General features: G+C 69.6%; 13 protein-coding genes and 1 pseudogene. 8 read left to right on the forward strand and 6 right to left on the reverse strand.

Annotated elements, in window-relative coordinates; translation table 11 throughout:
* The first annotated feature begins 192 nt into the window (after positions 1 to 192).
* Together ACFYPC_RS06745 and ACFYPC_RS06750 are read left to right on the forward strand one after the other, a co-directional pair.
* Entirely contained in the window at positions 193 to 4,485 is a 4,293-nt protein-coding gene (locus tag ACFYPC_RS06745) for a discoidin domain-containing protein (protein ID WP_388671819.1), read from the forward strand.
* Between the two features lie 429 nt (positions 4,486 to 4,914).
* Entirely contained in the window at positions 4,915 to 5,967 is a 1,053-nt protein-coding gene (locus tag ACFYPC_RS06750) for a sheath polysaccharide-degrading enzyme (RefSeq protein WP_388671822.1), read from the forward strand.
* Between the two features lie 43 nt (positions 5,968 to 6,010).
* Here the strand turns inward: ACFYPC_RS06750 and ACFYPC_RS06755 are convergent, their stop codons facing one another.
* The 5 genes from ACFYPC_RS06755 to ACFYPC_RS06775 are packed head-to-tail and all read right to left on the reverse strand — an operon-like array spanning position 6,011 to position 11,210.
* A complete protein-coding gene (locus ACFYPC_RS06755; RefSeq protein ID WP_388671825.1) occupies positions 6,011 to 7,117 on the reverse strand; it encodes a glycoside hydrolase family 99 protein in 1,107 nt (368 codons plus the stop codon).
* 1 nt (position 7,118) lies between these two features.
* Complete coding sequence (locus ACFYPC_RS06760) at positions 7,119 to 7,967, reverse strand: NAD-dependent epimerase/dehydratase family protein (RefSeq protein WP_388671828.1); 849 nt, start codon at positions 7,965 to 7,967, stop codon at positions 7,119 to 7,121.
* Positions 7,967 to 8,836: a carbohydrate ABC transporter permease gene (locus tag ACFYPC_RS06765; protein ID WP_388671831.1), complete on the reverse strand. Its 870-nt coding sequence runs from the start codon at positions 8,834 to 8,836 to the stop codon at positions 7,967 to 7,969. The genes ACFYPC_RS06760 and ACFYPC_RS06765 overlap by 1 nt, the downstream gene beginning before the upstream one ends.
* Positions 8,833 to 9,825: a carbohydrate ABC transporter permease gene (locus ACFYPC_RS06770; RefSeq protein WP_388671834.1), complete on the reverse strand. Its 993-nt coding sequence runs from the start codon at positions 9,823 to 9,825 to the stop codon at positions 8,833 to 8,835. Before ACFYPC_RS06770 ends, ACFYPC_RS06765 begins: the two co-directional genes overlap by 4 nt.
* Complete coding sequence (locus ACFYPC_RS06775) at positions 9,822 to 11,210, reverse strand: ABC transporter substrate-binding protein (RefSeq protein ID WP_388671837.1); 1,389 nt, start codon at positions 11,208 to 11,210, stop codon at positions 9,822 to 9,824. Before ACFYPC_RS06775 ends, ACFYPC_RS06770 begins: the two co-directional genes overlap by 4 nt.
* Before the next feature lie 161 nt (positions 11,211 to 11,371).
* Here ACFYPC_RS06775 and ACFYPC_RS06780 point away from each other — a divergent pair, with 161 nt between their 5' ends.
* The 6 genes and pseudogenes from ACFYPC_RS06780 (at position 11,372) to ACFYPC_RS06805 (ending at position 20,393) form a co-directional block, all read left to right on the forward strand.
* Positions 11,372 to 12,157: an IclR family transcriptional regulator gene (locus ACFYPC_RS06780; protein WP_388671840.1), complete on the forward strand. Its 786-nt coding sequence runs from the start codon at positions 11,372 to 11,374 to the stop codon at positions 12,155 to 12,157.
* 136 nt (positions 12,158 to 12,293) lie between these two features.
* Complete coding sequence (locus ACFYPC_RS06785) at positions 12,294 to 13,589, forward strand: enolase C-terminal domain-like protein (protein ID WP_388671843.1); 1,296 nt, start codon at positions 12,294 to 12,296, stop codon at positions 13,587 to 13,589.
* A 104-nt stretch (positions 13,590 to 13,693) separates the two neighbouring features.
* Positions 13,694 to 13,852: pseudogene (locus tag ACFYPC_RS06790) on the forward strand (ThuA domain-containing protein); the annotation flags it as partial.
* Entirely contained in the window at positions 13,837 to 14,916 is a 1,080-nt protein-coding gene (locus ACFYPC_RS06795) for a Gfo/Idh/MocA family protein (protein ID WP_388671846.1), read from the forward strand. The pseudogene ACFYPC_RS06790 and the gene ACFYPC_RS06795, both read left to right, overlap by 16 nt.
* A 220-nt stretch (positions 14,917 to 15,136) precedes the next feature.
* Entirely contained in the window at positions 15,137 to 18,187 is a 3,051-nt protein-coding gene (locus tag ACFYPC_RS06800) for an alpha-mannosidase (protein WP_388671849.1), read from the forward strand.
* Complete coding sequence (locus tag ACFYPC_RS06805; protein ID WP_388671852.1) at positions 18,180 to 20,393, forward strand: ROK family protein; 2,214 nt, start codon at positions 18,180 to 18,182, stop codon at positions 20,391 to 20,393. The genes ACFYPC_RS06800 and ACFYPC_RS06805 overlap by 8 nt, the downstream gene beginning before the upstream one ends.
* Before the next feature lie 51 nt (positions 20,394 to 20,444).
* On the opposite strand, the gene ACFYPC_RS06810 is transcribed toward ACFYPC_RS06805, so the two are convergent.
* Positions 20,445 to 21,686, reverse strand: coding sequence for a glycoside hydrolase family 71/99-like protein (locus ACFYPC_RS06810; protein WP_388671855.1), 1,242 nt, complete (start codon positions 21,684 to 21,686; stop codon positions 20,445 to 20,447).
* Between the last annotated feature and the right edge of the window lie 243 nt (positions 21,687 to 21,929).

Genomic DNA, 21,929 nt, shown 5'->3' on the forward strand with positions numbered 1-21,929 from the left:
CGCGACAGACAGTGTCTGTCGCGGCTCTGCTGTGCCCTCATCAACAACAGTGAGCAACTATCTCTGCACAGACTGTGGACTCAACAACATCGCCATGCAAATCTGCAATAACTGAACGCAAAAACTCGATTCTCGCTCTCTTGTGAGTCTTCCGCGTCCCACGTGACGACACCGCTCAAGGGCAGGAGAACCATGACCAGACACCGTTGGAGAGGCCGCCTGCTGGCCGCTCTGCTGACCACCGCGCTGGCCCTCATAGGGCTCCCGGCGCTGACCACGACCGCGACCGCGGCCGGCGGCCCCAACCTCGCCGCAGGCAAGACCGGCACCGCGAGCAGCTCCAATTCCGGCCACGGCGCCGCCAGCATCACGGACGGCAACGCCACTACGTACTGGGAGAGTTCGGGATCGAGCTTCCCCCAGTGGGCACAGACGGACCTCGGCACCAGCGTCCGCGTGGACGAGGTGGTCCTGAAGCTCCCCGGCTCCTGGGAGAGCCGCAACCAGACGCTCGCCGTGCAGGGCAGCGCCGACGGCACCAGCTTCGAGACCATCAAGACCTCGGCGTCGTACGCCTTCACGCCGAGCGCGGCGAACACGGTCACCATCTCGTTCCCGGCCACCCAGACCCGCTTCGTGCGCGTCAACATCACCGCGAACACCGGATGGGCGGCCGCGCAGCTCTCCGAACTCGAAGTCCACGGCGCGACGGACACCTCCGGAAACCTGGCCGCCGGCAAGCAGTTCACCGCGAGCAGCTCCACACAGACGTACATCGCGGCGAACGCGGGCGACGGCAACCGGGCCAGCTACTGGGAGAGCAGCAACAACGCACTCCCGCAGTGGGTCCAGGTCGACCTCGGCGCATCCGTACGCGTCGACCGCGTGACGCTGCGGCTGCCGACCAACTGGGGTGCGCGCACACAGACCCTCAAGCTCCAGGGCAGCACCACCGGTTCGGACTTCAGCGACCTCACCGCGTCGCAGGCGCTCGCCTTCAACGCGGCGAACGACCAGTCGCAGACCCTGAGTTTCAACGCCACCACCACGCGCTACGTCCGGATTCTCGTCACCGCCAACACGGGTCAACCCGCGGGCCAACTGGCGGAGTTGGAGGTGTACGGGCCGACCACCGGTGACACCCAGGCGCCCACCGCGCCCACCGCGCTGGCCTACACCCAGCCCGCCACCGGGCAGATCAGGCTGACGTGGACGGCGTCCACCGACAACGTCGGCGTCACCGGCTACGACGTCTACGCCAACGGCGTGCTGCGCGCCTCGGTGGCCGGTACCGCCACGACCTACACCGACACCCAGCCCGCCTCGGCGACCGTCGCCTACTACGTGCGGGCCAAGGACGCGGCGGGCAACCAGTCCGCGAACAGCAACACGGTCACCCGCACCGGGGAATCGGGCGACACCCAGGCCCCGACCGCACCCGCCGGCCTGGCCTTCACCGAGGCCACCAGCGGTCAGGTCAAGCTCACCTGGCAGGCGTCCACCGACAACGTGGCGGTCACCGGCTACGACGTCTACGCCAACGGCACCCTGCGTCAGAGCGTCGCCGGCACCGTCACGACGTACACGGACACCCAGCCCGCCTCGACCACGGTGACGTACTACGTGCGGGCCAAGGACGCGGCGGGCAACCAGTCCGCCAACAGCAGCACCGTCACCCGTAACGGTTCCACGACCGACGACGCGAACCTCGCCGTCGGCAAGGCGATCACGGCGTCGTCCTCCGTCTTCACGTTCGTCGCCGCGAACGCCAACGACGACAAGACCAGCACGTACTGGGAGGGCGGTGCGGGCTACCCGAACAGCCTGACCGTGAAGCTCGGTGCGAACGCCGACGTCAACACCGTTGTCCTGAAGCTGAGTCCGGACGCAGCATGGGCCACGCGGACCCAGCGGATCCAGGTGCTCGGCCGGGAGCAGAACGCCACCGCGTTCACCAGCCTGGTCGCCGCGCAGGACTACACCTTCAACCCGGCGACCGCGAACACGGTACGGATCCCTGTCACGGGCCGCATCGCGGACGTCCAGCTGGTGTTCACCGCCAACTCGGGTGCGCCCGCCGGGCAGGTCGCCGAGTTCCAGGTTCTCGGCACTCCCGCGCCGAACCCGGATCTCCAGGTCACGGGCATCACCTCGGCCCCGGCCAGTCCCGTCGAGTCGGACGCCGTGAAGCTGACGGCGACCGTGCGCAACGCGGGCACGGAAGCGTCGGCCGCCACCGACGTCCAGTTCCAGCTGGGCGGCACCAAGGTCGGCACCGCGGCCGTCGGCGCACTCGCGGTCGGCGCCTCGGCGACGGTCACCGCCGACATCGGCGCTCGTGACGCCGGCACCTACCAGGTCGGCGCGAGTGCCGACCCGGACAACAAGGTCATCGAGCAGAACGAGGCCAACAACTCCTACACCAGCCCCACCGCCCTTGTCGTCAGGCCGGTGTCCAGTTCCGACCTGGTGGCCTCACCCGTCAGCTGGTCGCCCAGCTCGCCAGGCGAGGGCGACACGGTCACCTTCTCCGTCGCCCTGAAGAACCAGGGCACGGTGGCCAGCGCCGCCGGCAGCCACGGCATCACCCTCACCGTGCTCGACGCCTCCGGCGCGACGGTGAAGACCCTCACCGGCGCCCACAGCGGCGCGATCGCGGCGGGCGCCACCGCCGCCGCGGTGAACCTGGGCACCTGGACCGCGGGCAACGGCAAGTTCACCGTGAAGACGGTGATCGACCCCGACGCCAACGAACTCGAGGTAAAGCGCGCCAACAACACCAGCAGTCAGTCGCTGTTCGTCGGCCGCGGCGCAAGCATGCCGTTCGACAACTACGAGGCCGAGGACGGCACCGTGGGCGGCGGCGCCCAGACAGTCGGACCCAACCGCACCGTCGGCGACATCGCCGGCGAGGCCTCGGGCCGCAAGGCAGTCACCCTCAACAACACCGGCAACTACGTGGAATGGACCACCAAGGCCAGCACCAACTCCCTGGTGACCCGCTTCTCCATCCCGGACTCCGCGGCCGGCGGTGGCATCAACTCCACGCTGAACGTCTACGTCAACGGCACGTTCCTCAAGGCCATCGACCTGACGTCCAAGTACGCCTGGCTGTACGGGGCGGAGGCCGGCCCCGGCAACTCGCCGAGCTCGGGCGCGCCGCGGCACATCTACGACGAGGCGAACCTGCTGCTCGGCCAGACCGTCCCGGCCGGCAGCAAGATCCGGCTCCAGAAGGACGCCGCGAACTCCTCCACGTACGCGATCGACTTCGTGAGCCTGGAGCAGGTGTCGGCGACCCCCAACCCGGACCCGGCGACGTACGTCGTGCCGACCGGATTCGCACACCAGGACGTGCAGAACGCGCTCGACAAGGTGCGCATGGACACCACGGGTACGCTGGTCGGCGTCTATCTGCCTGCCGGTGACTACGAGACGTCGAGCAAGTTCCAGGTGTACGGCAAGGCGGTCAAGGTCGTCGGCGCCGGGCCTTGGTTCACGCGCTTCCGCGCGCCGTCCTCGCAGACGAACACCGACATCGGATTCCGGGCGGACGGGACGGCGAAGGGGTCGTCGTTCGCGAACTTCGCGTACTTCGGCAACTACACGTCCCGCATCGACGGTCCGGGCAAGGTGTTCGACTTCTCCAACGTCTCCGACATCACCATCGACAACATCTGGAACGAACACATGGTGTGCCTCTACTGGGGCGCCAACACCGACAACATCACCATCAAGAACTCGCGGATCCGCGACATGTTCGCCGACGGTGTCAACATGACCAACGGCAGCACGGACAACCACGTCGTCAACAACGAGGCGCGGGCCACCGGCGACGACAGCTTCGCGCTGTTCTCCGCGATCGACGCGGGCGGGGCGGACGAGAAGAACAACCTCTACGAGAACCTCACGTCGATCCTGACCTGGCGCGCGGCGGGCATCGCCGTCTACGGCGGCTACGACAACACCTTCCGCAACATCCACATCGCCGACACCCTGGTCTACTCCGGCATCACCGTCAGTTCGCTGGACTTCGGCTACCCGATGAACGGCTTCGGCACGCTGCCGACGACGCTGGAGAACATCTCGATCGTCCGCGCGGGCGGCCATTTCTGGGGAGCGCAGACCTTCCCCGGCATCTGGATGTTCTCCGCGTCGAAGGTCTTCCAGGGGATCCGCGTCAACAACGTCGACATCGTCGATCCGACGTACAGCGGCATCATGTTCCAGACCAACTACGTGGGAGGACAGCCCCAGTTCCCGATCAAGGACACCATCCTCACGGACGTGACGATCTCCGGCGCGCGCAAGAGCGGCGACGCCTACGACGCGAAGTCCGGGTTCGGCCTGTGGGCCAACGAGATGCCGGAGGCCGGCCAGGGGCCCGCCGTCGGTGAAGTCACCTTCCACAACCTGAAGTTGAGCGACAACGCGCTGGACGTGAAGAACACGACGTCCACGTTCAAGATCAACCTGTTGCCCTAGCGCACTGTGTGCGCCGAGGGTCCGGCATGACCGGGTGGCGGGGCTCCCAAGCCCCGCCACCCGGGCCGTTCACCAGGCGACGGGCAGACAGTGGCTCGCCGAGGCGCTGAGGCGCTGAGCGGCTTCTCGGCGAGCGACGTGCGCACCACGGCAGCCGTCATCGACCGGATCGTCGATGCCTATCGCCAACCTTGACGCAACCTTCGAGAGGCCGTCGGACCGGAACGGCGGTTGCCCGAGAGTGACTTCGGCGCGCCGACGACCGTATACAGACCGTTGAAGGCGTTGCAAAGATCTTCCTCAGGGGCCTTGACACGGGTTCACCATGGCAAACACCCTGTTGCCCGGCCGAAGTTAGGAACGTTTCCTAATCATCGGCTCCAGTTGGCCCCCCATGGCCATGCCCCCCACATCCCCGGAGTCGTCCCCATGCGAGAGTCCCGTGCGGAATCCCTTTCCCACCCCGCCGGCAGCCACAGGCGGCGCACCCGCCGTGCGCTGACCGTCTCCGCGGTGGCGGCCGCGGCAGTGGGCGGGCTTGCCTTCGCGACGCTGCCGGGGTCCGCCTCGGCCGCCACCGCCGTCCGCACGGTCAGTGTCTCCACCGCCGCGCAGCTCACCGCGGCGCTGGCCGACGCCAAGGCCGGCGACACCATTCAGCTCGCCGACGGCGTGTACGAAGGGCAGTTCAAGGCCACCGCCGACGGCACCTCGTCCTCCGCGATCACGCTGACCGGAAGCAGCAAGGCCGTGCTGAAGTCCAACGGCGGCAACGGCTACGGTCTGTGGCTCAGCTCCGCGCCCTACTGGAAGGTCACGGGAATCACCGTCGACGACTCCGTCAAGGGCATCGTGCTGGACGCCTCCCCGTACGTCACCCTCACCGACGTGCACGTCCACGACATCGGCTACGAAGCTGTCCACTTCCGCTCGGGCAGTGACCACGGCATCATCCAGAACTCCAACATCCATGACGTCGGCACCACCCAGCCCTCGTACGGCGAAGGTGTCTACATCGGCTCCGCGAACAGCAACTGGGACCAGTACGCCGGCCCCACCGGCGTGGACGCCTCCGACTACGTCCAGGTCCTCAACAACAAGATCGGCCCCAATGTCGCCGCCGAAGGCATCGACATCAAGGAAGGCACCAAGGGCGGCACGATCCGTGGCAACACCCTCGACGGAACCGGCGAGAAGAACCAGAACTCCGGCGACTCCACGATCGACGTCAAGGGCGACAACTACGTCATCGACGCGAACACCGTGTCCACCCCGTATACGGACGGTTTCCAGGTCCACAACGTCTACGACCCCTACGGCTGCGGCAACAAGTTCACCAACAACAAGTTCACCCTCGGCTCCGCGCCCGGCTACGGCATCAACGTCACCGACAACAGCGGCTGCGCCACCAAGAACACCGTCGCGTCCTCCAACACCTCCAGCGGCGGCAAGGGCCTGACGAACATCACCCTCACCGGGTGACACCACCCCTGCCGCCGTGTCGGTGTCGGTGCCGGTACCGGCGTCAGCGAGCGGCGGCTCGCGCGGCCTCGAAGCGGGCCACCCACTGGGCGGTCCGGTCCAGATAGACCGTCTCGGCGCGTGCGCCCCGCCGTCCGTAGGCACCCTCGTAGGAGAGGTAGTCGAGGGTGCCCGGCGTACGCGCCGTCGCCGGTTCGATCTGGGTGCCCTCGTGCCACTCGTTGAACGAGGTGATGCTCACCCAGTCCGGCGGGGCGTCACCGTGGCCGCTCTCCAGCGCGTACTCCCACACCAGGTCGTAGGTGCGGCCGTCGGCGCGGTCCAGGGTCGGGCTCGTGTTGCCGGGGACCGCCCGGTCGTCCAGGTAGCCGGGGCCGAGCGACGGCGACCACACCATGCCGCGCTCGGCGCAGAACGCGGCCACCCCGGTCCAGTCGGGGCGGTTGGCGGTCGCGATGGCGTCGTAGGTGTAGACGCCGCCGAAGTCGCCGATGCGGGACAGATCCCAGGTCTGCGCCATGACGATCGCGATGTCGTCGACCTCGTGCAGCGCCGACCAGTCGACGGTGAGCAGGCTGTTGAACACGTAGTACGCGCACCGGTCGCCGTACTGTGCGGCGCGGTGGAAGGCGGGGTGATCGCCGTAGAGGCCGGTCAGATAGCGGATGTCCGCGACGACCGACGCGGCGTCCCGGCCCTTGTACGGCTCGATGTGCCAGGCGACCTGGATCCCCGCGGCGGCGGCCGCGTCCAGGACGACGGGCGCCATCCGGTCCTCGTAACTGCCCTGCCCCCACCAGCTGCTGACCAGCACACCGGTGCCGGCCCGTCGCAGCCAGCGCATGTGCCGGGCGACCGCCCCGTGCAGGTCGCCGGAGTCGTAGGCGCCGAGCACCGGGAAGTAGTTGGCGCTGATGTTGTCGGGCGGGGTCAGATCGCCCTGCTGCCAGTGCCGCCACTCGCCGTTCACCTTCGGGGATCCGTACCAGGGGTAGTAGAAGATGTGCGCGTTCGCGGAGACGCCCTTGGGCCGTACGGAGGCCGCGGCGGTGGGTGCCGTACCGGCGGCGAGCGCGGCGGCCCCGACGGCCGCTCCGCCCGCGAGTAACCCTCTTCGGGACAGGGAGCCGGGGTACTGGGGAACGTTCATTTCACTCTCCTTGGTTGCCGGGCCGGCCGTACCGCGGGACGAACCCGAGCAGTTCGGTGCAGGCCGTCGTGTCGAACAGGGAGGTGCGGCCGGGCAGCGACGAGAAGGTCGGCACGCCCGGGTGATAGCGGTCCATCAACTCCGCCGAGGGAAGGGGGGAGGAGGTGTCGGCGGCGGCGACGTTGAGCACGTGGCATCCCGTGAAGTCCGCGCGCAACGCCTGGTGGACCACGGCTGCCGCGTCCCGCGTGTGCAGCCAGCCCCACAGGTCGTGGCGGTGGGCGCCCGGGTCCGCGGCGACCTCGGCGAGCTGGTCGCGCAGCCGCTGCCCGCTGCCGGTGAACGGGAAGCGCAGGCAGACGATGTCGGTGCCCCAACGGCGGTGCGTGCTGCGGGCGGTCTCCTCAAGGACGGCCTTCGACAGGCCGTAGGGATCGCGGACGAGCGAGGGGTGTTCCTCGTCCAGCGGCACATAGAGAGGCGAAACCGGGACGGGTGACCAGGCGAGCCCGACGGCCGCCATGCTGGAGGCGGCCACGATCCGGCGGACGCCCGCGCGGCCCGCCTCGTCGAGCACGCGGTGCGCGGTCAGGCAGTTGGTGGCGAACAGAGCACTGGGATCGTCCGTGTTCGGGTGCGGAATCGCCCCCAGATGGACGACCGCCTCCACCCCGTCGACCGCCTTGCGTACCAGGTCGGGATCCTGGAGGTCCCCGATGTGCACGCGCTCGGCGAGCGGCGCCTCGAACGGTACGACGTCGGTGGCCACGACGTCGTACGAGGCCGCGAACAGCCTGGTCAGGACGTGCTGCCCGATGTGGCCCGCGGCACCGGTGACCAGGACGCGCATCAGCCCTTCACCGCCCCGACCAGCCCGTTGACGAAGTACCGCTGGAGACTGAGGAAGAGCAGGATCACCGGGATGACGACGATCAGGGCGCCCGCCATCAGGTTGTTGTAGTGCGGCACGTTCTCCGCGGACAGTGTCTGCAGACCGAGGGGAAGCGTGTAGGTCGACGGGTCGTTCAGGGACACGCGGGTGAGCAGGAACTCGTTCCAGGTCGGGATGGCGGTGAGCAACGCCACCGTGATCAGGGCGGGTTGGGCGAGCGGCAGATACACCCTGGTGAAGATCCGCAGCTCGCTCGCGCCGTCCACCCGGGCGGAGTCCCGCAGTTCTCCGGGCACCGCCAGGAACGCGCCGGTCATGAGCAGGATCGACAGCGGGGCGCCGCCGTTGACGAACGGCAGGACGAGTCCCCAGTGCGTGCCGAGGATGCCCAGCTTGTTCTCCAGGAGCACGATCGGCAGCATCACCGTGATCCCCGGCACGAACAGCAGGGAGATGAAGAGCTTCTGCAGGAATCCGCGTCCCGGGAAACGAAGGACCGCGAACGCGTATCCGGCGGCCGCGTAGATCACCAGCGTGAGGACCACGGTGTACCCGGTCACCAGCAGGCTGTTCAGGAAGAAGTCGAAGAAGTGCAGCTCGTTCCAGGTGTCGGTGAGCGTCTGGAACGTCGGGTTGTCGGGGATGAGATGCCCGCCGCGTACGACCTCGATCTGGTCCTTGAAGGCGGCCGACACCATCCACAGGAACGGATAGACGCTGACCAGGCCGTACGCGGCGAGCAGCACGCCCACGACCGTGCGGGCCACGACCTTGCGGGCGCCACCTGGTGTACGGCGACCGGAGCGGGCCGGAGCGATCGTCGTCATGTCTTGCTCCGCAGTGCTCGAAGGTTGATCAGGGCCAGGACGAGGGCGGCGGCGAAGAGGATCCAGCCGAGCGCGCTGGCCAGCCCCAGCGTGGGCGAGAGGTTCTTCAGGAACGCCAGGCGGTACGCCTCCAGGCCGAGGACGTTCGTGTGGTCGCCCGGTCCGCCGTAGGTCATGACCAGAAAGGTCTGGAAGCCCTGCAGGGACTCGCGCAGGTTCAGGAGCATCACGATCGCCGTGATGGGACGCACCAGCGGCCAGACGACGGACAGGTTGGTACGCCACCAGCCCGCGCCGTCCAGCTGGGCGGCCTCCAGGACACTGCGGTCGATGCCCTGAAGTCCGGTGAGATACAGGAGCATCGCGACCGGGACGTGCCCCCAGACCGTCACGACGATCATCGTCGGCATGGCGGTCGACGGATTGCCGAGCCAGCCCTGCGGCTGCTCCAGCGAGCCCAGGCCGACGCTGCCGAGCAGGGAGTTGACCGCGCCGTCCGGTTGCAGGATGTACTGCCAGGCGAAGAAGACGGCGATGCCGCTGGTGACGTACGGCAGGAAGTACACGGACCGCAGCACGGACTGGAACCGCTTGACCTGGTTGAGCAGCACGGCCAGCGGAAACGACACCAGGACCGTCAGGGCGGGCGCGGCGAGCATTACCCAGAGGGTGTTGAGCGCGGCGTGCCGCACCCGGGGAGCGTAGACCGGGTCGCGCCACAGCAGATCGGCGTAGTTGTCGAGGCCGACCCAGGTCCAGTTCGGTGAGAAGCCGTTCCAGGTGGCGAAGGACAGCGCGAAGCCGTAGCCCACCGTGTAGAGGCCCATCACCGCGAAGAGCACCACCGCCGGGGCGACGAACAGATACCCGGAGACGGCTTCGTACCCGCGCCAACGGCGGGGCGCCGGGGGAGCGGCCGCCGGCTTCACCGGGCGGTCACCCGTGCGCTCCACCGCCTTCGGCGCGGTTCGCCGGGGAGCAGTGGTCACTGGCCCGCCGCTTTCCAGTACGACTGGTTGAGACTCCTGAGCTTCTGACCGGTCTCCTCGACCGAGGTCTGCTTGAGCGGTGTCAGGTCGGCGAGGATCGCGCCGGCGTCGTCCTGCTCGTACCCGATCGGTTGGTACGCGTCGTTGCGCGTGGGGTCGTACGTCGTCTCGGGCGTGCCCTTGAAGCTGTCGACCATCGCGCTGAGCGTGGGGCCGAGGATCTTGGCCGATTCCGCGCCGAGTTCGGTGGCGGGCAGGTCCAGTGAGTCCTTGGCGAACTGCGTGGCGACGTCCTGCTGGGAGAGGAACTCCATCCACTTCTTCGCGTTCTCGGGCTGATCGCTCGTCGAGGTCACGCTGAGGCCGGTCAGGGCGAGCGGACCGAGCGCCCGGTCCGGCACGGCGCCGTCCGCGGGGGCGGGCAGACCGAAGGCGAGCACGTCGTCGGGGCTCATGCCGTTCTGCTTGAGGAACGCGAGCGTGAACGTACCGCCCACGGCGAAGGCGGACTTGCCCTGGGCGAACGCCTGGTCCGCCTGATCGATCGTCAGGGTCTGGGACCCGGGCATCCAGTACGGGGTCAACTCGTCGTACATCGAGAGGACTTTGACGCCGTTCGGCGAAGCGAAGTCGCCACTGGTGTCCTTCGCCCACAGATTCTCGTAGGCCTCCCGCCCCAACTGGGCGTATGCCAGCGGCTGTAGCACCCAGGTCAGTCCCGTTGCCTGGACCTTCAGCCCCAGCGAAAGCCCGCCGTTCTTCGAGTCCTTGGCCTTGGTCGCCTTGAGCGCGGCGAGGAACTCCCCCCAGTTCGCGGGGGCCTTGGTGATGCCGGCATCGGCCAGCATCTTCTTGTTGGCGTAGACGATGCCGAAGGTGCCGACGGAGAGGGGCACGCTGTAGCGGGCGCCCTTCTCGATGCCGTGGTCCTTGGCCTCCTTGTTCACGGAGTTCTGGTACCGCAGCTCGGTGACGAGCCCGGACTCCTTGACGGCTTGCTGCATACGCCCGGACCAGTCGCCGCTGAAGTCGTCCTTGAGGTCCGACACGATCCCGGCGGCGCCCAGGACCCGGTCCTCGCCGTCCGAGTGCACTTCGAGCACATCCGGCAGGTCACCGGTCTTCGCCGCGCTCTGGACCTTGGTCGTGTAGGCGTCGTCGGGGGTGTAGGCCTCGACGCTGACCGAGATGCCGGTCTCCTTCTCGAACTCCTCGGCGGCGGTGCGCAGCGCGCTCACATGGGACTGCTTGAACGTCCACATCTCCAGCGAGTCGGAGTCCCCCGAACCGGAGGAGCCGCCACAGGCGGTGAGGGAGGTGAGCGAGAGCGCCGTGGCCACGGCCGCCACGACAAGCCGGGCTTTTCGTGCAACAGGTATCCGCATGGGCCCCTACCTAGGGTGGTCTACCGTTCAGAAGGCCGAATGACGTTGGAGTGACTGAACTTAGAGTCGTAGTGATATAGCGTCAAGACGCATGCTGCGATGAGGTGTTCACCGGTCAGCCGAGGGGCGCCGGGGCGGGGAGGCGGAAACCAGTGGAATCGGTGACAGCGACAGCGCGCGGGCGCAAGGTCGAAGAGGTCAAGTCCGCCGCTCGGGTGCTCGAAGTGCTCGAACTCCTGGGGCAGGACGGCGCCAGGCTCTCGCTCGCCGAGATGGCGAGCGCCATGTCGGTGCCCAAGAGCAGCCTGCACGCGATTCTGCGCACGATGCAGGCGCGCCGCTGGGTGGACGTCGACGCCTCCGGCACCCGCTACAGCCTGGGTCTCAAGGCACTGCTGACCGGCACCGCCTACCTGGAGGGCGACGACGTCACGAGCCTCGCGGGTCCCGTCCTCGATGCCCTCGCCGAGGAGACGGGGGAGGCCGTCCACCTCGGCAGGCTCGACGGCACGAACATCGTCTACCTGGCCAAACGCGAGTCCCGGCACGCCCTGCGGATGTACTCGGCGGTGGGGCGCAGACTTCCCGCGCACGCCACCGCCCTGGGCAAGGCGGTGCTCTGTCAGTACGACCCGGCCGAGGTGCAGCGCCGGCTCGACTGGCCACTGGAGCGGCTGACGCCGGACACCGTCGTCGAGCCGGACGCCCTGCTCGGCCAGCTCGCCCGGACGCGCCTGCGCGGCTGGGCCGTGGACGACGGCGAGAACGCGGTGGACATCCGGTGCGTGGCCGTCGCGCTCGGGGTGGCCCCGGACGGCGGCGACGCGATCAGCTGCTCGGCGCCCCGCAGCAGGATGGACGACGCGCGCATGGAGGAGGTGGCGCAGGCCGTGACCGAGGCGGCGCACTCCCTGCGGACTCTGCTGAAGCGGATCGGGCAGCGCTGAGAGGTCCTTTGCGCCCCGGGGATGGCGTTCCGGCCACCTCGATGTCATATTTGGCAGGCCCGTTGACAAACCCAGTGGGCGCTTCGTACGTTCGGATGGTAGTACGTCATTCTGCTATCTGTACGCGGGAGTTTGCATGGCTCAGCCTGGTGCCCGCACGCCCGTCCTTGCTCCCGTGCTCGCCCCGGCCCCCTGGGTCGAGGAACGCGGCGCGAAGATCCGCATCACTGCCGTCCGCACGTTCCTGACCGCCCCGCACGGCTGCCCCCACCTCGTCGTGCGCGTCGAGACCAACGAGCCGGGGCTCTACGGCCTCGGCTGCGCCAGCGATCCGCAGCGCACCCTCGCCGTCCGCGCGGTCCTCGACGAGTACCTCGCCCCGCTGCTCATCGGACGGGATCCCGACGACATCGAGGACATCCATCGGCTGCTCCTCAACAGTGCCTACTGGCGAGGTGGTTCGGTCACCGGGAACGCCCTCGGCGGTGTCGACGTCGCCCTCTGGGACCTCAAGGCCAAACGCCTCGGGGCGCCCCTGTACTCGCTGTTCGGCGGCCGGGTACGCAGCGGCGCCGAGGCCTACACGCACGTCGACGGCGCCGACGAGCGGGAGATCGCCGACCAGGTGGCCGCGGCCCGGGAGCGCGGGTACCGGCACGTCCGCGTCCAGATCGCCGTACCCGGCGCGGACACGTACGGCACCGGGGGAGCGGCCGTCGACCCGGCCGCCGTACGGGCCCGGCGCGTCCCCTGGGACTCGGCCGCGTACCTGAGAACCGTCCCGAGGATCCTCATCCGGGTGCGCGAACTCGTCGGCGACGAGGTCGAGTTGCTGCACGACGTGCACGAACGGCTCGATCCGCGGCAGGCGCGGGACTTCCTCCGGCGCGTCGAGGACGCGGGCCTCTACTTCGTCGAGGACCTCCTCTCGCCCGAGGACTCCGGGCACTTCGCGCGCTTGCACGCGGCGTCCCCGGTACCCCTTGCCGTCGGCGAACTCTTCAGCGACAGCGCCCAGTTCACCGCACTCCTCGGCGGGCCCGACATCGACTTCGCGAGGCTGCGCGTCCCGACGCTCGGCGGACTCACCCCCGCGCGCAAGATCGCCGCGCTGTGCGAGCTGCAAGGCGTACGGCTCGCCCCGCACGGACCGGCCGACGTCAGCCCCGTCGCCCAGGCGGCGACCCTCGCCCTGGACGTCTCCAGTCACGCCTTCGCAGTGCAGGAGGCGGCGACTTTCGGACCCGCTGTCGCCGAGGTCTTCCCCGGCACCGTCCTCGCACGCGACGGTCTTCTCGTACCGCCCGAAGTCCCCGGCCACGGCGTCGACTTCGACGAGGTGGCGGCCCGCCGCCATCCCGTGCCGGAACCGCTGGAACACGACCGCTGGGCCCTGCTGCGCAACACCGACGGGAGCGTACAACGACCGTGACAGACGCACTGCGACGAGTACCCGCGAACAACGCACCGCGACGAGTACTCGTCGTCCGGCGCGGCTGGGAAGGCCACCGGCCGATCATCACGCTCGAGCCCGACGAGGAGCGGGACCGGGCCGTCGTCACGCCCGCCGTGTGGACCAGGAAGCGGGGCGCGGGCCGGGTGTTCGTGTCCACCGTCGGACACAAGCCGGACGACTTCGACGTGCCCGAGGTGCGGGCGCTCACCGAGAGGGGGCTGTTGTGGGCGAGCCGCTGAGGATCGGCATGGTCGGCGCGGGCAAGATCAGCGGGGCCTACCTGGAGACGCTGGCCCGCCTCGACAGCGTACGGCTCACCGCCGTCACCGACCTCGACCTCGACCGGGCGAAGGAGGCGGCTTCCCGGGCATCCGGCGACGTGCGGGTCGCCGCTTCCGTCGTCGACCTCGTGACCTGGGACGACGTGGACGCCGTCCTCAACCTCACGATCCCCGCGGCCCATGCCGGAGTCGCCCTCGTCGCCCTGTCGATGGGCAAACACGTCTACGGCGAGAAACCCCTGGCGGCGACCCGCGAGGAGGCCGAGTCGGTGCTCGGCGCCGCCCGGGCCGGCGGACTGCGTGTGGGCTGCGCGCCCGACACCGTCCTGGGCACCGGCACCCAGACCGCCCGCAAGGCCGTCGACGACGGACTCATCGGCAGGCCGGTCGCGGCCACCGCGTTCATGGCCTCGGCGGGCCCCGAACCCTGGCACCCCGACCCCGAGTTCTACTACCGGCCGGGCGGCGGACCCCTTCTCGACATGGGCCCCTACTACCTCTCGGCACTCGTGCACCTGCTCGGCCCTGTCGTACGCGTCACCGGCGCCTCGTCCCGGCCCCGCGCCGAACGCGAGATCGGCAGCGGCCCCCGGGCGGGAACCCGCTTCCCGGTGGAGGTCGACACCCACATCACCGGCGTCCTGGAACACGCCGACGGCGCTCTGTCCACTCTCGTCATGAGCTTCGACGTCCGCGCCGCCCGGCTGCCCCGAATAGAGGTCCACGGCACCGAGGGCTCGCTCTCCGTCCCCGACCCCAACAATTTCGAGGGCCTCGTCGAACTCCACCGCGGCGGCGGCTGGGAACCCCTGCCCGTCCTGGCCGGATACCCGGCAGCCGGACGTGGCACGGGACTTGGCGACCTCGCCGAGGCGATCACCTCGGGGCGTCCGCATCGCGCGTCGGCCGAACTCGCCCAGCACGTACTGGACGTGATGCTGACCCTGCTGGACGCCGCCCGCGGCGGCAGGTCCCTGCCGGTGAACACCACGTGCGAGCGGCCCGAGCGCGTGGAGCAGTAACTCCCGACCGAAGGCGGCAGGCTCTCCTGCCGCCTTCAGACGCGCTCGGAATGTCAGCCCAATTAATTGACGTGAACGTCCTTTCCTGGAGCTGAATTCCCCTGACAATTCCTCTCAGCCACGTTGCGATCTGCGAGAAGAAGGAACGAGTGAGAGGCGTTGACTTGATAACACACATGGTTTTACATGGCGGTTACTGGCTGGACAGGAAGGGCTTCCGATGCATGACCGGAGAAAGTCCGGCGACGAGCGCATAGCCGAATTCCTCAGCGAACGGCTCCGCCCCGCCCTGTATCCGCAGCGGTTGCCCATGGACATCGGCGCCTGGCACATTCCCGGAGAACCGGTGCCCGTGAGTGTCGCGCTGCGCGCCGACTACGCCCCGTTCACGGTGGGAGAGCCCTGGGGCAGCCCGTGGTCGACGACCTGGTTCCGCGTCGGCGCGAACGTTCCGGCGCGGTGGGCGGGCCGCCGCGTCGAAGCCCTCATCGACCTCGGCGGCGACCGCGGCCCCGCCGGCGGCTGCCAGGCCGAAGCCCTCGTCCACGACGAACACGGCATCCCGCTGCACGGTCTGCACACGCACACCTGCGCCGTCCCCGTCACGGCCTCGGCCCGGGGCGGCGAACCCGTCCGCCTCCTCCTCGAAGCCGCCGCCAACCCGACCATCGACGCGGCCACCGGCAGCGGACTCCACTACGGCGACCCGGTCACCGCCGGTGACGCGCCCCTGTACCGGTTCCGGCGCGCCGACCTCGCCGTACGCGACGACGACGTATGGCACCTGCTGCACGACATGGAGACCCTCGACGGTCTCATGCGCGCCCTGCCCGCCGAACTCCCGCGCCGCCACCGGATACGGACTGCCCTGGAGCAGGCGGTCGACGCCGTCGACCCCGACGCCGTCGCCCGCACCGCCGCGGCGGCACGCCGAGTCCTCGCGCCGGTACTCGCGGAAGGCGCCCACACGTCGGAGCAGGTGTTCGCGGGCGTCGGGTACGCCCCTCTCGGCTTCGGGGGCCTGTGGCCGCTGCGCGAGACGGCCCGTGGCTGTGCCCGCACCTTCAGCACGCTGGTCACCCTCGCCGAGGAGTACCCGGAACTCGTCGTCGGGGCCTCCTCGGCCCAGCACTACGCCTGGATGCGGGATCAGCAGCCGCACGTCTTCGAGCGGCTGCGCAAGGCCGTCGCCGACGGCAACTGGATACCCGTGGGCGGCACCTGGGTCGAGCCGGACGTCGAACTGGCGGGCGGCGAAGCCCTGGTACGCCAGTTCGTCCTCGGCCGCCGCTTCTTCCGCGACGAACTCGGTGCGGACAGCGAAGGCGCCTGGCTGCCCGGAGCGAGGGGAGCCTCGGCCGCCTTCCCGCAGGTCGCCGCCCTCGCGGGCGCCCGCTGGCTCCTCGCGAGGCGCCCTGCCGCCGGATACCCCGCGTCGCCGACCCACCACACCTTCCGCTGGGAGGGCATCGACGGCACCACGCTGTACACCCACCTCGCACCCGACAGCGCGGCGCTCACCAGTGCCGAAACCGACTTCGCCGACACGGGGTCGGCCACCACACGCTCCCTGCTGCCTCTCGGCCGGGCCACCGAGGGACCCGGCCGCGACACCCTGGAGCGAGCCCGCAGGCTCGCCGACCTGGCCGGGTCACCGCGAGTCGCCATGCGCCACCCCGCGCAGTTCTTCCGGGAGGCGCGGGAGGAATACCCGCGCCCGCCCGTCCGGCGGGGCGGACTCGACCTCGCGGCGCACCGCGGTACGTACTCCGGCCAGGCCCGCACCAAGCGCGGCAACCGCCGAAGCGAAGTCCTGCTGCACGAGGCGGAACTGTGGTCGGCGACCGCCGCCGTGCGCCACGGCGTTCCCTACCCGTACGACGAACTCGACGCCCTGTGGCGGCGCGTACTGCTCCAGCAGAGCCAGAGCATCCTGTCGGGCAGCTCCATCGCCTGGGTCCACGAGGACACCGAACACGAGCACCGCGATCTGCACCGCCGGCTCACCCGCCTGGTGCGCCGCGCGGTCGGGGAACCCGACGGCGCCGTCGTCTGGAACGCCGCGCCGCACCCCCGCCGCGAGGTCGTCACCCTCGACGCGGGAACCGGCCAGCCGTCCGACACGGCTCAGGTCCTGCCCGACGGGCGGCTCGCGGTACTCGCCGACGCACCCGCTCTCGGCGCCGGGCTCACCGGCCTTCCTCTCGACCGCACCCCACGCGTGACCGCTCACACCACGGTCGATGGCCAACAGGTCCTGGACAACGGGCTGTTGAGGGTGCGCGTGGACGCGTCAGGTCTCGTCCGCTCGGCCGTCGACCTCGCCACCGGACGGGACGCCCTCGCCCCCGATGGCGCGGGCAACCTCCTCCAACTCCTGCGCGGCGAACAGGGCCAGGACCTGCTCGGCGCCGACCGAATCGAACTGCTTGCGCGCGGGCCCCTGTTGGCGACCGTGCGCGTCCGACGCGGCACCGGACGCTCGACGTTCGTCCAGGACCTGACGCTGACCGCCGGAAGCCACGCCCTGACGGTGGACACCGAAGTCGACTGGCGCGAGCGGGACACCGTCCTCAAACTGGCCTGGCCGCTCGACGTGCATGCCGAACTCGGCCACGCCGACGTGCAGTTCGGGCACGTCGCCCGTCCCACGCACGAGAGCGCCGACGGGAGTTCCCCGGAGTTCGCCGCCCACCGCTGGATCCACGTGGCGGAGCACCGCTGGGGTGTGGCCCTGGCCACCGACTCCACCTACGGCCACGACGTCAGCCGGCACACCCGCGACGGCGGCGGCACCACCACCGTCGTACGGCACACGCTGCTGCACCCGACGAACGGCGCCGACCCGTACGCCGACCGGGGCCTCCACCGCTTCCGGCACACCCTGCGCCCCGGTGCCACCCTCGGTGACGCCATCACCGAGGGATACGCCGTCAACCTCCCGCTCCGCCCGGGCCCGGCCACCGGCGCGCAGCCGCCGCTCGTCCGCGTCGACCACCCCGATGTCGTCGTGGAGACGGTGAAACTGGCCGACGACCGCAGCGGCGACGTCGTCGTACGGCTCTACGAAGCACGCGGCGGACGAACCCACGCCGTGCTCTGCGCGGACTTCGCCGTCGAGGGGGTCCATGAGACGGACCTCCTGGAGGAACACCCCACAGCCCGCACCCATCGGCACGGCCGTGTCCCGCTGACCCTGAGACCGTTCCAGATCCGCACGCTGCGGCTCCGACGAGCAGGGCAACGCCAGGAGGACAGCGACGGTGACTGAGCCACACCCCGATTTGGGCCTCGCGCCCGAAGCCCTTGCCGTGCTGCGCGGTTGGGCCGCCGGCGAAGGTCCGCTCGCCACCCGCGCCCATGTCGTCCTGCTCGCCTCCCAGGGACTCCGCGACGCCGACATCGCCCGCCGTCTCGGCGTGTCACGGCAGACCGTCGGGAGCTGGCGCCACCGCTGGCACAGTGCGGGACTGCCCGGCCTGCGCCAGCGCCCGCGCACCGGCAGGCCCGCAACGGTCGACGAGGCCGAGGTCATCACCCGAGCCCTGCTGGCACCCGGCGGCAGCGGCGCCAGCAGGGCCATCGCCCGCGAACTCGGCCTCTCCCACGCGACGGTGGCCTCGATCCGCCGCCGTTGGCGACTCCCGCCCGACGAGTCACCCGCTCCGTACGTACCGACCAGGCCACCCCTGCCCGGGGCGGACATCTGGGTCATGGGCCTTTACGTCGATCAGTTGCGCGCCGTCCTCCTCGCGGGGACCCGGCCCCAGGCACCGCGGGCCGTCCCTGCCGCGACGGTGATCGGCGAGGACGTCCTGGAGAGCGTGGACCGGGCGCTGTGCACGCTCCGTGCGGCGACCACCGCTTCCGAAGCGGATCCCGGCGGCGACGGCGACCGGACGTTGCTCGCGTATCTGACCGCCGCGGCCGAGCACCACCCGGACATCACGCTGCACTCCATCGTGCTGTGGGAGAACGAAGGCTCCCGGCCCACTCAGGAGCACCGCCCGGCCCACTGGCCCGTCACCTTCCACGACCTCCCGGCCAGAACCACCTGGCGCGGCTTCCTGCGCGCCATGATCGCGCTCGACAGCACCAGCCATCCCGAGTCCTCCAGGCGCGTGTACCTCGACCTCGTCGCCGCCCTGCGACGGACCACACACCGACCGCCCGCGGAATCCGTCCACTGGCTTCGCGAGAACGTCGCCGAACACCTGCGCGGCGCGCCCCATCGGGGCGAACTCCCCACCCACCCGGCCTCGTTCAGCGGCGTCAACCAGATCGACCTGGGCTCCTTCAACGAGTGCGTGGTCATCGAGTCCGTACGTCTCTCCGGCAGCATCACCCGCGGCGAGATAGCCCACCGCACGGGTCTCACCCAGCAGTCGGTCTCCCGGATCGCCCGCTCGCTCCTGGACCGCGGCGTCCTCGTCGAGGACGCCCAGCGGCGGGCGACCTCGGGCAAGCCGCGGACCCCGGTCAGGCTCTGCGGCACCGCCGCGCACGCCCTCGGCCTGCACATCGACCCCGAACTGCTCACCGCCGTCGTCATCGACCTCGACGGCGCGATCGTCTGTACCTGTACGAGACCGGTGAGCGCCGACATCGACCCCGGCGAGTTCGTCGCCCAGGTCGTCGCGCTGGGCCACGAAGCCCTGGAGAAGGCGCAGGGCGCCGTACGTGAGGACAGTCTGCTCGGTGTGGGCGTGGCCGTGCCGGGGCCGGTGGACATCGCGTCCGGCACCGTGCTCAACCCGCCGCTCATGACGGCCTGGGACGACCTGCCGCTGCTGTACCTCCTCAAGGACCACTTCCCGTGCCGGGTGCTCATCGAGAAGGACTCACTCGCGGCGGCGGCGGGGGAGCGGTGGATCGGACGTGACCGCAGGGCCCGGGACTTCGCCTACCTGTATCTGGGGACGGGCGTCGGTTCCGGGCTGTACCTCAACGGCGACCTCTACCGCGGAGTGAGCGCCAACGCGGGCGAGTTCGGGCAGCTGTGCGCGATCGCCCTGGGGCGGATGGCGGGCGACGGCCGTCCGGAGCTGCTGCCGGAGTGCAACCCACCGGTCTCCGTGCCGGACTTCGCCGCCCGGCTCGGTCTGCGGGTGCCCGGTGACGGTGGCAGCACCGCCGCCTACCGAGCCGTGGGACGGGCGGCAGCCGCCGGCGACCCCGCCGCGGTCAGCGCGGTACGGGAGGTGGCACGGGCGGTCGGCGGCGGCGCCCTCGGGCTCGTCGACCTGCTCGACATCGACCTGATCGTGCTCGGCGGCCCGTTCTTCACCGATGACGTCGCGGAGTTCTACCTCGACGAGATCGGCCGCACCGTCAACGAGTTCCCCACCGCGCGCCGGCTGCGCCGCGTCGAGGTGGAACGCTCCGTGCTCAGCGCGGAGGCCGCCGCGGTGGGGGCGGCCTCCACGCTGTTTCATGCCGCGTTCACCCCCCGGCTGCGGGGCCGGGACCGCGTCTGAGGCTCCTGGTCACAGGCCGGGGGGGGCGTAGGCCGGCGGACCGATTTCTTCTCACAGGGTCGGCGGTGTGGGCCGCGTGGCCGTCAGGCCGATCTCCTTCTTCAGCATGCGGCCGCCGTCCCGCGTCAGCCGCAGGTAGTAGTCCGCGGAACAGGGCGTGCCGTCCTCGTCCAGCGCCCAGAGGCCCGAACCGGCGGGTACGGAGGCGCCGGTCTCGGCGGTCTTGGCGATCTGGTTGCCCTCGTTGAACTCGTCGTACATCGAGATGTAGATGCCCTGCGCGCCGACGCGGACCATGTTGTAGAACTGCCGCCACATGAAGTCGCCGTGGGCGCGATGGCGCTCCTGGAGGTCGCCCGGCATCACGCACGGCTGGTAGTCGATGCCATGGGCGTTGCAGTCCGCCTGGTCAGGTGTGTTGACGCTGGTGAAGAACTGGTCGGACTGGGCGGCGCTGGAGATCCGTCCCACCATCCACGGCGAGATCATGTTGAACGCGTGGTACACGTCCGAGAAACCGGCGCGTGAGTCCTCGATGCCGGTGCGCCAGTGCGTGGGCACGCCTCCGATGACGTAACAGCCCTGCGCCTTGAACCAGTTGACGACGTCCAGACAGGGAGCGGGCTCGAAGGGGCGTCCCGAGTCGTTGAAGCCGAAGCCCCAAATACACACGACCGGCTTCCCGTTCTGCCGTGCGTAGGCAGTCGACGACGTATGCGCCTTCATCTTCGACGTCCAGTCCTCCTTGATCTGGGACTGCATGGACGTCCAGCCCGTGACGTCGTACATGATGTAGAACTTGCGGCCGTTGGCCTCCGCGGCCTGCCGTACCTTCTGCGCCATCGCGTCCCGTGTCGGACCTTCCGAGCCGAACGGGTTGAAACGCTGCAGTGCGGCGGTGTCGATCGCGTTCTCGCGCATCCAACGGAAGTGTGTATCGACCGTCTGCTGGTCCCACGACGTGAACAGGGTCGCGGCCGCGCCGTTGTTCAGGTTGGGGTACCCGGTGGCGAATCCGCGGCTGTACTCGCGCATGTCGGGCCACGACTTGATGGTGGTGTTGGACAACGACGGCGGACGGCTCATGTCCTGGCTCCAGTGCCACCAGCCGTTGATCGGGGCACCGTCGCCTGTACAGGCGAACCAGCCCTGATAGCCGACGGATATCTTGCCGACGACATCGCCCGGTGGGCTCGCGGCCGGTGCGGCGACCGCCTGCTGGAATGCGCCTGTGCCGACTCCCGCCGTGGCGGCGAGCGCGGTACCGAGAAGGGTTCGTCTTGTGATGCTCACGGAGAATTCCTCCTTGTGGGGGTTCCCCGAAAGTAGGGGAATTCCGTGCTCTGTCACAAGCCGCGGGACGTGAATGTATCGAGGGGTCCCGGCATTTGATATGTCAGGCCTTTTATTTTCCGATTTCCGATTCCGCCGAATTGTGAAGCGGCCTCAGAACGGTTTGTTCGGCCACGAACCATGATGTACGCCGACCCCGGGACCGTCACCCAGGTGCTCGTTCACACGTCCGGCGGCTTCCGA

This window comes from Streptomyces sp. NPDC005808, assembly GCF_042871385.1.
In the GTDB taxonomy this organism is placed as follows: Bacteria; Actinomycetota; Actinomycetes; order Streptomycetales; family Streptomycetaceae; genus Streptomyces.

What these genes read in the sequence shown, in the direction of transcription:
- ACFYPC_RS06745 (WP_388671819.1), top strand. Translation starts at nt 193, where the DNA reads ATGACCAGACACCGTTGGAGAGGCCGCCTGCTGGCCGCTCTGCTGACC.
- ACFYPC_RS06750 (WP_388671822.1), top strand. Translation starts at nt 4,915, where the DNA reads ATGCGAGAGTCCCGTGCGGAATCCCTTTCCCACCCCGCCGGCAGCCAC.
- ACFYPC_RS06755 (WP_388671825.1), bottom strand. Translation starts at nt 7,117, where the DNA reads ATGAACGTTCCCCAGTACCCCGGCTCCCTGTCCCGAAGAGGGTTACTC.
- ACFYPC_RS06760 (WP_388671828.1), bottom strand. Translation starts at nt 7,967, where the DNA reads ATGCGCGTCCTGGTCACCGGTGCCGCGGGCCACATCGGGCAGCACGTC.
- ACFYPC_RS06765 (WP_388671831.1), bottom strand. Translation starts at nt 8,836, where the DNA reads ATGACGACGATCGCTCCGGCCCGCTCCGGTCGCCGTACACCAGGTGGC.
- ACFYPC_RS06775 (WP_388671837.1), bottom strand. Translation starts at nt 11,210, where the DNA reads ATGCGGATACCTGTTGCACGAAAAGCCCGGCTTGTCGTGGCGGCCGTG.
- ACFYPC_RS06785 (WP_388671843.1), top strand. Translation starts at nt 12,294, where the DNA reads ATGGCTCAGCCTGGTGCCCGCACGCCCGTCCTTGCTCCCGTGCTCGCC.
- ACFYPC_RS06800 (WP_388671849.1), top strand. Translation starts at nt 15,137, where the DNA reads ATGCATGACCGGAGAAAGTCCGGCGACGAGCGCATAGCCGAATTCCTC.